Origin of the sequence: Rhizobacter sp. (assembly GCF_031412495.1) — a bacterium.
Lineage (GTDB): Bacteria > Pseudomonadota > Gammaproteobacteria > Burkholderiales > Burkholderiaceae_C > Schlegelella_A.
The window spans coordinates 1-12,342 of the sequence record NZ_JANODC010000405.1; the positions used below are offsets into that span (position 1 = coordinate 1).

The window sequence follows — 12,342 nt, forward strand, 5'->3', positions numbered from 1 at the left end:
GGCGCGAGCCGATGTTGAGTTCGGCAATCTCGCGGATCGGCGTGGCATCGAAAAAGTAGTCCGAAAAGCCCGGCGTCTCGTACACCAGCGCGCGGTAGGCGGCGAAGCTCAGCGCGCTGAGTTCCGAGGCCGCCTCGAGGAAGGCCTCGACCGCCGCGCCGAAGCCGTACCAGCCGGGCAGGGCCACCCGGCACTGGCCCCAGCTGAAGCTCCAGGGAATGGCGCGCAGATCCTCGATCGCCCGGGTCGCCTTGCGCGAAGCCGGCCGCGAGCCGATGTTGAGCTCGGCGATCTCGCGGATCGGCGTGGCGCTGAAGAAGTAGTCGGTGAAGCCGGGCGTCTCGTAGACCAGGCCGCGATAGGCCGCCATGCTCGCCTCGCTCAGGCGCCGCGCCGCCTCGATGAAGCTCTTCGGCGCGCTCTGGGTCCGCTGCAGCAGCGTCGCCTCGAGCGTGGCCGCGACCAGGGTCTCGAGATTGCGCCGGCCGATCTCCGGCTGGGCGTACTTCGAGGCGATGACCTCGCCCTGCTCGGTGAGGCGGATCTGCCCGTTCACCGTGCCGGGCGGCTGGGCCAGGATCGCCTGGTAGCTCGGACCGCCGCCGCGGCCGACCGTGCCGCCGCGGCCATGGAAGAGGCGCAGAACGATGCCGTGCGACGCGCGCAGCTCGTCGAACAGGCCGACCAGCGCGATCTCGGCGCAGTAGAGCTCCCAGCTGCTGGTGAACGCGCCGCCGTCCTTGTTGCTGTCGCTGTAGCCGATCATGACGTCCTGCTCGGCGCCGGAGCGCTGCATCAGCGCGGCGATGCCGGGCAGGGCGTAGTACTCGCGCATGATGGCTGCGGCGCTGCGCAGGTCGGCGATGGTCTCGAACAGCGGCGAGACGATGAGTGAAGTCGTCGCATCGGCATCGAGGGTGCCGAGGAGCAGGCCGGTTTCCTTGAGCAGCAGCAGCACCTCGAGCAGGTCGCTCACGCTCTCGGTGTGCGAGATGATGTAGTGGCGCAGGGCCTCGCGGCCGTAGCGTTGCAGCATCCCGGCGGCGGCTTCGAAGATGGCCAGCTCGTTGCGACTGGCCTCGCTGTAGGCCGTGGCCCGCGCGCTCTCGACGACGCGCAGCGGTCGCGCGTCGGCGAGCAGGCCGAGCAGGAGGGAGCGCTTCGCGGCTTCGTCCAGGCCGGCGTAGTCGACCTCGAGGCGGGCCACGCTCAGTAGCTCGGCGACCACCGCCTCGTGCCGGTCCGAGCTCTGCCGCAGGTCGACCGTGGCGAGATGGAAGCCGAACACCTGCACCGCCCGCAGGAGCGGCGCGAGGCGCGGCCGGACCAGCGCGCCGGCGTGATGCGCATGCAGCGAGGCCTCGATCGTGCGCAGGTCGGCGAGCAGCTCGGCCGAGCTGCCGTAGGCCCGGCCGGGCGCGATGGCGTGGCGCAGGGCCTCGGTGCCGGTCAGCGACTGCAGAGTTCCGGCGAGCCGCGCGTAGACGCCGATCAGCGCGCGCCGGTACGGCTCGTCGAGGCGGTGCGCGCTGTGGTCCCCGGAGGCCTCGGCGAGCTGCTGCAGGGCCGGACTCACTTCGATGAGGGTGGCCGAGTTGGAAAGCTCGGCGCCGAGCTCGTGCACCTGGGTCAGGTAGAAGCGCAGGGCGGTCTCGCTCTGCCGCGCCAGGGCGGTGGCCAGCGTCGCCGCGCTGACGAAGGGGTTGCCGTCGCGGTCGCCGCCGATCCAGTTGCCCATGCGGAAGAAGCTGGCGATCTCGTGGCCGGGCAGGGCTTCCTCGATGTCGCGGTAGAGCACCGGGATCTGCACCAGGAAGGTCGAGCGGTAGTAGCTCAGGGCGTTGTCGATCTCGTCGTCGACGGTGAGCTTGGAGGTGCGCAGCATGCGCGTCTGCCAGAGCTGCGTGACGCGGGCCCGCAGCATCGACTCGTTCTCCTGCAGGTCGCGTTCGCCGGCCAGCGCGCCGCGTGCGAGCAGCAGCTCGGCGATGGCCCGCTCGGCGTCGAGGATGCTCTTGCGCTGGACCTCGGTCGGATGGGCGGTGAGCACGGGCGAGATGAAGGCGTGCTGCAGCGTCTCGGCGACCAGGTCGGCGTGCACGCCGCGCTGGCCCAGGCGCTGCAGCGTGAAGGCGAGCGAGCCTTCGCGCAGGTGGCCCTGGCGCTCGTGGATGGCGCGGCGGCGCAGGTGATGCCGATCCTCGGCGATGTTGGCGAGGTGCGAGAAATAACTGAAGGCTCGGATGACGCTGACGGTGCGGTCGCCGCTCAGCCCCTTGAGCAGGCGGTCGAGGGCCTTGCCGGCGCGCGCGTCGCGCTTCAGCCGGTATGCGACCGAGAGCTGGCGGACCCGCTCGACGAGATCGAAGGCGTCGCGGCCGTCCTGCTCGCGGATGACGTCGCCGAGGATGCGGCCGAGCAGCCGGATGTCGTCGACGAGGGGCTTGTTCTTCTCGGCGGCGGGGTCGGGTGCTGCTTTGCGGCGTGTCATCCCGGCCATCATGCAGGAGACGTGCCTGCTAGCATCTTCCGATGCCGGCGCCGATCGTCATCGCAACGCGCGAGAGCCGTCTGGCGCTCTGGCAGGCCGAGCATGTCCGCGGCCTGCTCGACGGTGACGACAGCGCCACCGTTACCCTCCTGCCGATGACGACGCGGGGCGACCAGATCCTCGACCGCACGCTGGCCAAGGTCGGCGGCAAGGGCCTCTTCGTCAAGGAGCTCGAGAACGCGCTCGAGGACGGCCGTGCCCACCTCGCCGTGCACTCGCTCAAGGACGTGCCGATGGACCTGCCGGCCGGCTTCGCGCTGGCCGCGGTGCTCGAGCGCGAGGACCCGCGCGACGCCTTCGTCTCGAACCGCTTCGCTTCGCTCGCCGAGTTGCCCCGTGGCGCCGTCGTCGGCACCTCGAGCCTGCGCCGTGTCGTCCAGCTGGCGGCGCTGCGTCCCGACCTGCGCATCGAGCCGCTGCGCGGCAACCTGGACACACGCCTGCGCAAGCTCGACGAGGGAGGCTTCGATGCCATCGTCCTCGCCGTGGCCGGGCTGGTCCGGCTCGGCCTCGTTGCCCGCATCCGGGCGAGCTTCGATGCCGCCGAGATGCTGCCCTGTGCCGGCCAGGGCGCGCTCGGCATCGAGACCCGTGCCGATGCGCGTTTGCTGATCGCGCGCCTGGCCCCCCTGGCGCATCGGCCGACACAGCTCGCGGTGGCCGCCGAGCGGGCCGTCTCGCGCACCCTCGGCGGCAGCTGCAGCATGCCCCTCGCAGCCCACGCACGCTGGCGAGGCAGCCGGCTCGAACTGCAGGCCCTCGTCGGCCATCCGGAGCGGCATGCCGCGCCCCTGTTGCGGGCCAGCGCCGCCGGCGAAGTGGCCGACGAAGCCGGCGCCGAGGCCCTGGGGCGGCGCTGCGGCGAGGCGCTGGTCGGCGCCGGCGCCGCGGCCTACCTGGGTCTGGCCATCGAGCGATCGCCCGGCCCCCCCGCCGGGTGAGCGAGGCCCGCCCGGCGCGTGTCGTCGTCACCCGTCCGGCCGAGCAGGCCGGTCCGTGGATCGAGCAGCTTCGCGCCCGCGGCATCGACGCCTTGCCGCTGCCGCTCATCGCCATCGTTCCCGTCGCCGACCCGGCTGCGTTGGTCGCCGCGTGGCAGTCGCTGCCGCACCGCCGCCTCGTCGTCTTCGTCAGCGCCAACGCGGTCCGACACTTCTTCGCCGCACGACCCGCGGACTCGGCCTGGCCCGCCTCCCTGCTGGCTGCAGCGCCGGGCGCCGGCACGGCCCGGGCGCTGCGCGACGCGGGGATCGCGGCGGCGGCCCTCATTGCTCCGGCGGTCGACGCAGCGCGGTTCGATTCGGAGTCGCTCTGGGAGCGCCTGGGCGAGCGCGACTGGGCCGATGCGCGCGTGCTCGTCGTGCGCGGCGGTGGCGGCCGCGACTGGCTCGCCGAGCGCCTGACCGAGGCCGGCGCCGCCGTCGATCGCGTCGACGCCTACGCGCGTGCCGTGCCGACCCTCGACGCCGCGGGACAGGCCCGCCTTGAGGGCCTGGCGCAGGCCGCGGACGTGGTGTGGCTGTTCAGCAGCGCGCAGGCGGTCGCCCATCTCGAGCAGGCGGCAGGTCGCGGTCGCTGGGGCGGCGCGTCTGCCGTCGCGACCCATCCGCGCATCGCGGCAAGGGCACGCCAGGCCGGTTTCGGCCGCGTCTTCGAGGCCGATGCTGGCCTCGATGCCGTGGTCGCCTGCATACAATCGATCGGACCGTGAACGACGCCCCCACGCCAGACGCAGCAGCCGGGGACCGCGCCTACATGCCGACACCGGCACCTGGCACCACCCGCAGCAGCCGGGCCGTGCGCTGGGTCGTGACGGTCGGGGTCCTTCTCGCGATCGTCGCCGTCACCGCCCTGGTATTCGCCTGGCGCGCCGACCAGCGCGTGCGCAGCAGCGAGCGCGAGCTCGTGCGGCGCCAGCAGGACAGCGGCCAGCTCGTCACCGAAGCGAACGTGCTCGCTCGCCAGGCGCAGGAGAGCGCACGCGACGCCGTCGCCAAGGCGGCCCTGCTCGAGGCCCGCCTCAACGAGGTCTCGCTGCAGCGCAGCCAGCTCGAGGAACTGATCCAGTCGGTGGCGCGTTCGCGCGACGACAACCTGCTCGCCGACATCGAAGCCGACCTGCGCGCTGCGGTCCAGCAGTCGGCGCTGACCGGCAGCGCCGAACCCCTCGTCAACGCCTTGCGGCAGGGCGAGGAGCGGCTGCTGCGGGCTAACCAGCCGCGTCTGGAGCCGGTGCGCCGGGCCGTGGCGCGCGATCTCGACCGGGCCCGCGCCACCAGCGTCGCCGACGTCGCGACCTTGTCCATCAAGCTCGACGAGGCCGTGCGGCTGGTCGACGAGCTGCCGCTGCTCTCGGACGTCGCGCCGCGCCGGGATGCGGCGCGGGTGCGCCCTGCCGAGCCGTCGGCGAGCGCACCGGCGGCGGTCGCTTCGGCCTCGGCGGCGGCCTCGGCCTCGGCGAGCGGGCCGAGCATCGCCTGGTTGCCGCGCGAGCTCACGCGCCTCGGCCAGGTCATCGCCGAGGGCATCTGGTCGGAAGCGCGCTCGCTGGTCCGCCTGACCCGCATCGACCAGCCCGAGGCGATGCTGGTCGCGCCCGAGCAGGCCTTCTTCCTGAGGGAGAACCTGAAGCTGCGGCTGCTCAACGCGCGACTCGCCTTGCTGGCGCGGCAGACCGAGTCGGCGCAGAGCGACCTGCGCTGGGTGCAGGGCGCGATCGACCGCTACTTCGACGGCTCCTCGAAGCGGACGCAGGTCGCGACCGAGCTGATGCGGCAGGTCTCGACACAGGCGCGCCAGACGGGCGTCCTGCGCGCCGACGACACTTTTGCGGCACTGGCCGCGGCCGGCTCGCGCACGCCGCGCTGAGATGCGCCTCGCGATCTGGTTCGTCCTGCTGTTCGCCGTTGCCGTCGTGGCGGCGACCGCGTTCGGCACCAACGACGGGCTGGCGAGCTTCTACTGGAGCGGCTGGCGGCTCGATCTGTCACTCAACCTGTTCCTGCTTCTCTTCTTCGGCGCGTGCTTCCTCGCCGTCGGCGTCATCCAGGGCGTGAGCTCGCTGTCGACCCTGCCGCAACGGGCGCGCGAGTGGCGCACGGCGCGGCGCGACCGGACCGGGCAGGCGGCCCTGCGCGAGTCGCTCGCGCAGTACTTCGGCGGTCGCTACGCACGCGCGCAGAAGGCGGCGCAGCGGGCCCTCGCCATCCAGGCCGAGACGCCCGAGCTGGCGCAGGACAACGAGTTCACCGTGCTCGGCCACCTGCTTGCCGCCGGCAGTGCGCATCGCCTGCAGAACCGTGCCGTTCGCGACCAGGAGCTGGCCCGGGCCCTCGATCTGTCGCAGCACAGCCTGGCCGCCCGGTCGGCGGGCGAAGGTGCGCGCCTGCTCGCTGCCGAGTGGGCCCTCGACGACCGCGATGCCGCGCGAGCGGCCGAACTGCTCGACGAGCTGCCGCTCGGCGTGGCGCGGCGCACGTCGGCGCTGCGCCTGCGCCTGCAGGCGGCTCGGCTCGGGCGGCAGCCGCAGGAAGCGTTGAAGACCGCGCGCCTGCTCGTCAAGCACCAGGCCTTCTCGCCGGTGGCCGCCGAAGGGCTGCTGCGCTCGCTCGCGTTCGAGTCGCTCGAGACGGTGCACGATCTCGACCAGCTGCGGCGCCTGTGGGCGTCGCTCGAGCCGACCGACCGGCGCGACCCCTTCGTCGCCGCCAGGGCGGCGTCGCGCGCCACGTGGCTCGGCGCGGCCGAGGATGCGCGCTCCTGGCTCCGGCCGCTCTGGGACCGGATCGTGGAGCTCGGCGGCGAGGAGCGCATCTGCGTCGCCGAAGCCTTGGCCGGGGCGACTGCAGGCATCGGCGCCGAGTGGCTGCCGCGGCTTGAGTCGGCATCGAACGCGCTGCCGCGCGACGGCGCCATCGCGCTCGCGGCCGGCCAGGCGCTCGCCGAGCGCAGGCTCTGGGGCAAGGCCCGCGCCCTTCTGGAGCAGGCCTCGGCTGACACCGCCCTGGGCGCGACGGCGCGCCGCAAGGCGTGGATCGCACTGGCCGAGCTGGCCCGCCACGAGGGCGATCCGGAGCGCGCCGCCCGGGCGTTCGAGGCCGCCGCACGCCTTCGCTGAACAGGCCCGCTGCTATACTTTCTGGCTTAGCGGCTGTAGCTCAGTTGGATAGAGTACTTGGCTACGAACCAAGGGGTCGTGGGTTCGAATCCTGCCAGCCGCACCAACATTTACTTGCTAAATCAACGGCTTACCAGCTTCGGCTCGTGGGCCGTTTTTCTTAGGTGGGGGACTTTTGGGGGACTGGCAGTCCCGTTCGTCGCCTCTTGTTCCGCTCGCATGTCGCCAGGCTCTTGTTCCATTGGCCTGTGTCTTCCTTGATCAGCTCGAGGGCCCCGTGCAGCTCGACGATCTGGGCCACGCTGTAGTGATGCGTCATGGACCGGGTCGAGTGCCACAACACGTCAGCTACCGTGCTCTCTCCCACGCCTGCCTCGCGCAACCTCATGCCGACCGTGTGCCTCAGGTCGTGCACGTGCAAACCTTCCAGACCAGCTTGCGCCCGGGCTCGTTGCCACGCCGTGTTGTTCATGGCTTCGATGGGTCGGTAGCTCATCTGCGGCATAAGCGTGGCTCTAGTCCGACGCTCTCGGCGCCAGACGAAAACATTCGTGTCGTGCCGGCCGCGCATCGATTCGACGATCGACTGTGCGACGCTGTTGCAGACCACCACGCGACTTCGCTTTCGACCCTTGACGTGCGTCTGCGGTACATCGAACACGGAAACTCCTAGTTCCGGGACCCTGATCTCCCATTCCCAGCGCAAATTGCAGACGACGTCGTCTCGCACGCCAGTGTTGAGCACGAACAAGGCCATTCTTGCCAGGTGATCCGGCAAGAGCGGCAGAAGCTTCTTCTGCTGCTGCCACGAGATCGGCGTCGGCTCTCGCTGGTGACCGACCAACGCCAGCATCGTGATCAGGGGTGCGTTCTCGAGCCACGTCAATCCATTCTCATCTCGCCAACTGCTCGCTGCCAAACGCAATATCCGCCGGACGATCCCCAGGGCGTTGTTGACCGTCTTGTGAGATCTTCCGGCAGTAAGTCGTGCGTTCACGAAAGCTGCCAGCGTGCCGTCATGTATCTGCGTCAGAAGCAGATCACCGATGTACGGCATCAGCCCCTGAAGCAGGAATGCATCCGTGACCAGTGAGACCTTGTCCTCGTGCGTCTTCAGATAGTGGACCGCCGCCTGCTCGAAATTACGGACAGCCCGCTCTCCGTGGAGAGCGTTACGACGTAATTCATCGAGTTGCTTGATCAGCCAACGTTCCGCTTCCTGAAAATCTTGGAAGCCACGATGGCGAATCCTGGTTCCGCACCACCACTTGTCGACTTGCCAGGTACCGCTCTTGGTTGGGTAGATACCCTCTGCTTTTCGGCCCATTCTTCATCTCCTTTCTCGACGAAGGGCCGTCCGTTCCAGCCGAGATTTTGCTCCATAGACGGGCTTGGCGATGTGCCACCAGTGCGTTTGAACTGCTCGAAGAGCTCATCTAGGTCATGGCGGTCAAAGATCATGCTGGTGCCCTGTCTCACGGGTGTCAGGCGTGGTCGCCAGCATTGATCAAAGGTACGCCGCTTGACGCCCACGTAGGTCATCGCTTCAGCGTAGGAGAGACCTCTCTTCATGCTGTCAGCCTACTGCCGGCGCACGCTTTCTCAGCGATGAAATGGAGGGCCCCGATTCATCGGTCTCCGACTTTTGCGAAAGCGGCCCTTCCCGTGCCCGGGCATCGCGGGCTTGTTCCCTTCACGGGTACGTGAACGAGCCCGCTTGACGAACTGACCGCGCTGCGCGCCTACGCGGTGCTTCGGGTGCTCCGCACCGGTCAGATCGCCACCCCGGTCACCCGCCACGCCCAAAGCCGGGCCTAACGATCTGTGATCGATCCGGCTCGTCCGTCGCACCAGCCGCGCGCTTGATGTCACGCCGGCGCGGTGACGCCGAATCTCAAGGTGCAGGGCCGGCCGTCGCCGGCGTCCTTCGCGCCAGGCGAGCTGTCACTCGTTCGCTGTGGGCTCCGGCCTTGTCGACATTGCAGCCTTCACCGCAGGAGTCGCCCACCGCGCTCCCCCCAGCTGCGCCCCCGTCTGGAACGAGGGGGACTTGTGGGGGGATCAAAAGACGCGGTGGGCCGGGTGACTGGCGCCACCGCTTCGGCTGCTTCGGGATCAAGACCACCCATTCCCCACCCCTTCCCGTGAGGGAAGGGGCCGTGCCCACCCTCCGCCCGCCCGTGGGCGGGAACGAGAAGGTCCAAGCAGAAGGTGGATCAGGGCAATGCAAGGGGCAAAGCCAGCCGCCTTCACATCGAAGGAGCACGTCATGGCATTCGTCAGAGTCGAACAGAGAAACGGCCGTCTGGCCTCGGCCGTCCGCATCGACAGCGTCAAGGGCAAGGACGGCCCCCTAACCAAGGGCACCGTCACCGTCATCTCCAACGTCCGGCGGGGCTCGGGTGACAGTCGCGACGAGGAGGCGACCGCGATCCAGTGGACCCTCTGGGGCAAGCTCGCCGAGAACGCCGCCGAGTACCTCGGCACCGGCAGCCACGTCAACGTGGTCGGGCGCCTGCGCAACAACAACTACCAGAACGCCGAGGGCAAGACCGTCTACGGCCTGTCGTTTGTCTGCGAGGAGATCGACTACCTCGACAGCAGGGCGACCGCCGAGGCCAGGAAGGCCGGGCAATCGGCCTCAGCCGCTCCGGCTACCTCTCCCGCCAGTCAGGGCAACAGCTCAGCGCGCAAGGGCCGCAAGGCGGCAGCACTGGCCGACGACGACATCCCGTTCTGATCACGCATGGCGGGGCTTCGGCTCCGCCGTCGTGTCACTCACCACCATTCATCGAGGACCATCATGCACAGCACTCCCACTCTCGCCACCCGCTTTGCGCGCAACACCTTCTGCGTGCGCAGCGACAGCCCTTTGTCTGAAGATCAGATGCGCCAGGGCGCACCTTCCATATTCGCGCCCGGCAAGCACGCCAGCCGCTCCGAGCGCTACACCTACATCCCGACGATCGAGGTCCTGCGCGGCCTAAAGAAGGAGGGCTTCGAGCCGTTCATGGTCGCCCAGGGCCGGAGCCGGATCGAAGGCAAGACCGAATACACCAAGCACATGATCCGGATGCGGCATGCCGGGCAGGTCAAGGTCCGTTCGGAGGTCGACGAGGTCATCCTCATCAACAGATGCTATGGAGGGCAAACCGCTAAGACCTGGGCCAACGAGCAGCTGGCGAAGGTAGCGGTCTTGTGAGATAGAACCATGTTCCGCCAACTCTGATTAGCTAAGGAGTGTGGAAATGAAGTCGATCAATCCAGTCTCCCGTGACGAGCACGCGACCAAGCGAGATGACCTGTTCATGAGTCTCGAGCTCGGCGACAAGCGCTGGAAGCTGAGCATCGGTGACGCTCGGCACGGTGCGAGTCGTTACGACGTAGCTGCCGGTGATACGGCGGCCATCGCGAAGTGCATTGCAAAGACCAGCGAGCGATTCCAGACCCCGTCGGACGCCGTCGTACATAGCTGCTATGAAGCCGGGCGTGACGGCTGGTGGCTGCACAGATGGCTGGCTCAGATCGGCGTGGACAACATCGTCGTCGATGCCTCAAGCATCGAGGTGAACCGGCGCGCGCGCCGGGCCAAGACCGATCGGCTCGACGCGGACAAGCTGCGGACGATGCTCATGCGTCATCACAGCGGCGAGCATGTGTGGTCGGTGCTGCGCGAACCTACCGAACAGGATGAAGACGCGCGGCGTGTGCACCGCGAGCTGCAGCGGCTGACGACGAGCGAACTTCCCATATCAATCGGATCCGCGCGCTGCTCGTGCTTCACAACGTCCGACCAGACGTCATCATTGCCGGGCGCGACTGGCCCGCGTGGTGGCAGAAGTACGGCGAACAGGTTGCACCGAAGCTGCGCGAGGAGATCGAGCGAGAGATTGCAAGACTCAACCTGGTCAAGGACCAGGTTCGCTCGATCGAGCTGGCGCGCCGGCGGGAGTTGGCGAGCGGGAAGCATCCCATGGTGTCGCAGCTGACACGCCTAGCAGCGATCGGCCCCACCGGTGCGTGGGTGCTCGTGCACGAAGTGTTCGGTTGGCGGCGATTCTCGAATCGACGCCAACTTGCCGGGTGTCTCGGCCTGGCACCTACGCCCTATGCCAGCGGCAGCAGCGAAACGGAGCAGGGCATCAGCAAAGTGGGTAACAAGCGCGTGCGTGCCCTGCTAGTGGAACAGGCCTGGGGCTGGCTGCGCCGCCAGCCCACCAGCGCGTTGACGCTCTGGTTCAACCGACGATTCGCGCATGCGGGCGCGCGCATGCGCCGTGTGGGCATCGTCGCGCTCGCGCGCCGACTTGCGATTGCGATGTGGCGCTTCCTACAGAACGGCGAGATCCCTCTGGGAGCTTGCCTGAAGGCAGCGCCACAACTATCTTGAACGACGTCTCTGTTGAACCTCATCAATAGCTTCGAGTGGTCAATCACAGCAACTTGATCATGGGTCGATGCGCCCGGCGTCGTGGCGGGTCACTGCTTGACAGTGGCCGATCAAACAGAAGGGGCGCATCGGTAATTGGAGACCAGCCAGCGCGCTTGGCACGCATGCGGCATGAGGTGTGGGCCCCTGTCGCCCGCACGGATAGAAGTTGGATCGAGCTAAGCCTCGGACCCTTCAAGGTCTCCGACCCCCGATCAAGATGCATGCAACCCCAGCCACCATGAAAATACAACAGCCTTGACACCGGGTCCCTCATAGAAGCCACGACGGTGCCAGCTCCTATCAGATGCTGGCCGGCGTGTTCCGCTTCGTCTGCTGCAACGGCCTGGTCGTGGGCGACGTTGCCCACGACATCCGCATCCCGCACAAGGGCGACATCCAGGGCGAGGTGATCGAGGGCGCTTTTCGGGTGCTGGACGACTTCGACGCCGTGGCGGCATCCACGGATGCGATGAAGGTCCGGCAGTTGGTGCAGGACGAGCAGCAGGCGTTTGCCAAGGCGGCCCTGGCGCTACGTTACAAGCCGGCCCAGGAGGGCAGGTCGCAGGCTCCGATCAGCGCCGAGCAGCTCATCGTGGCACGCCGAGTGGACGACACCGATGCCAGCCTGTGGACCACCTTCCAGCGTGTGCAGTAACGGTGAGCGCACCATTACTGGACTTATGAGTAGCCCGCGATAATGCGCACATCGTGGCGGGTGTGGGCTACGGCATCGCATCGACACCCCCGATCGCTCAAGATAAGTGTCGTTGTCGGTCGGTAAGCTGCGCCGATGGATGCATCGAGGCCCGATCACCCCACGACGGCAGAGCCGAAAGTCTTGGACGTCGAGCTTCGTCGCGCGGTGGCCATCGTTGCCCTGGCCAACCTGGCTTATTTCTTCGTCGAGTTCGCCGTTGCCCGCCACATCGGCTCGGTCTCGCTGTTTGCCGACAGCGTGGACTTCCTCGAGGACACTGCCATCAACTTTCTGATCCTGGTCGCGTTGGGTTGGTCGACGCGCAACAAGGCACGCGCCGGGATGGCCCTCGCCGGCGTGCTGATGATCCCCGCTGCCGCATTCCTGTGGACAGCCTGGCAGAAGCTCCTTGAGCCCAGCGCGCCGGAGCCGTGGCTGCTGTCCATTACCGGTGTGGGCGCGCTGATCGTCAACGTCGGCTGTGCGCTGTTGCTGACCAAGTACCGTCACCACAGCGGCAGCCTGACCCGCGCCGCGTTCCTCTC

8 protein-coding genes, 1 tRNA gene and 3 pseudogenes are annotated in these 12,342 nt (G+C 68.4%); 10 read left to right on the top strand and 2 right to left on the bottom strand.

The annotated features are described in order from the left end of the window. On the bottom strand, positions 1–2,500 hold a 2,500-nt coding region (ppc, locus tag AC30N0_RS14965; protein ID WP_489518702.1), incomplete at its 3' end, for a phosphoenolpyruvate carboxylase. Positions 2,501–2,532: 32 nt separating this feature from the next. On the opposite strand from ppc, the gene hemC reads away from it, so the two are divergent. From hemC to AC30N0_RS14990, 5 genes are all read left to right on the top strand, one after another. Further along, the gene (hemC, locus tag AC30N0_RS14970) at positions 2,533–3,492 is read left to right on the top strand and encodes a hydroxymethylbilane synthase (protein WP_489518703.1); all 960 of its coding nucleotides are present in this window, start codon (positions 2,533–2,535) and stop codon (positions 3,490–3,492) included. Beyond that, the gene (locus AC30N0_RS14975; RefSeq protein WP_489518704.1) at positions 3,489–4,262 is read left to right on the top strand and encodes a uroporphyrinogen-III synthase; all 774 of its coding nucleotides are present in this window, start codon (positions 3,489–3,491) and stop codon (positions 4,260–4,262) included. Before hemC ends, AC30N0_RS14975 begins: the two co-directional genes overlap by 4 nt. Next, the gene (locus tag AC30N0_RS14980; protein ID WP_489518705.1) at positions 4,259–5,419 is read left to right on the top strand and encodes a uroporphyrinogen-III C-methyltransferase; all 1,161 of its coding nucleotides are present in this window, start codon (positions 4,259–4,261) and stop codon (positions 5,417–5,419) included. Before AC30N0_RS14975 ends, AC30N0_RS14980 begins: the two co-directional genes overlap by 4 nt. A gap of 1 nt (position 5,420) precedes the next feature. Continuing rightward, positions 5,421–6,668 (top strand): heme biosynthesis HemY N-terminal domain-containing protein, encoded by a 1,248-nt coding sequence (locus AC30N0_RS14985; protein WP_489518706.1) that lies wholly within the window; start codon positions 5,421–5,423, stop codon positions 6,666–6,668. A 29-nt stretch (positions 6,669–6,697) separates the two neighbouring features. Beyond that, positions 6,698–6,774 (top strand) — tRNA-Arg (locus AC30N0_RS14990). 54 nt (positions 6,775–6,828) lie between these two features. On the opposite strand, the gene AC30N0_RS14995 is transcribed toward AC30N0_RS14990, so the two are convergent. Then, the gene (locus AC30N0_RS14995) at positions 6,829–7,995 is read right to left on the bottom strand and encodes a tyrosine-type recombinase/integrase (RefSeq protein ID WP_489518707.1); all 1,167 of its coding nucleotides are present in this window, start codon (positions 7,993–7,995) and stop codon (positions 6,829–6,831) included. A 942-nt stretch (positions 7,996–8,937) separates the two neighbouring features. On the opposite strand from AC30N0_RS14995, the gene AC30N0_RS15000 reads away from it, so the two are divergent. The 5 genes and pseudogenes from AC30N0_RS15000 to AC30N0_RS15020 all read left to right on the top strand — a co-directional run. Continuing rightward, positions 8,938–9,408, top strand: a complete 471-nt coding sequence (locus AC30N0_RS15000) for a single-stranded DNA-binding protein (protein ID WP_489518708.1) — start codon at positions 8,938–8,940, stop codon at positions 9,406–9,408. Between the two features lie 63 nt (positions 9,409–9,471). Continuing rightward, positions 9,472–9,801: pseudogene (locus AC30N0_RS15005) on the top strand (DUF932 domain-containing protein); the annotation flags it as partial. 115 nt (positions 9,802–9,916) lie between these two features. Then, positions 9,917–11,058, top strand: a pseudogene (locus tag AC30N0_RS15010) (IS110 family RNA-guided transposase). 331 nt (positions 11,059–11,389) lie between these two features. Then, positions 11,390–11,755 (top strand): annotated as a pseudogene (locus tag AC30N0_RS15015) (DUF932 domain-containing protein); the annotation flags it as partial. Positions 11,756–11,938: 183 nt separating this feature from the next. Next, positions 11,939–12,342 (top strand): cation efflux transmembrane domain-containing protein (locus tag AC30N0_RS15020; protein ID WP_489518709.1); only part of this gene is annotated, 404 nt, incomplete at its 3' end.

What these genes read in the sequence shown, in the direction of transcription:
- hemC (WP_489518703.1), top strand. Translation starts at nt 2,533, where the DNA reads ATGCCGGCGCCGATCGTCATCGCAACGCGCGAGAGCCGTCTGGCGCTC.
- AC30N0_RS14985 (WP_489518706.1), top strand. Translation starts at nt 5,421, where the DNA reads ATGCGCCTCGCGATCTGGTTCGTCCTGCTGTTCGCCGTTGCCGTCGTG.
- AC30N0_RS14995 (WP_489518707.1), bottom strand. Translation starts at nt 7,995, where the DNA reads ATGGGCCGAAAAGCAGAGGGTATCTACCCAACCAAGAGCGGTACCTGG.
- AC30N0_RS15000 (WP_489518708.1), top strand. Translation starts at nt 8,938, where the DNA reads ATGGCATTCGTCAGAGTCGAACAGAGAAACGGCCGTCTGGCCTCGGCC.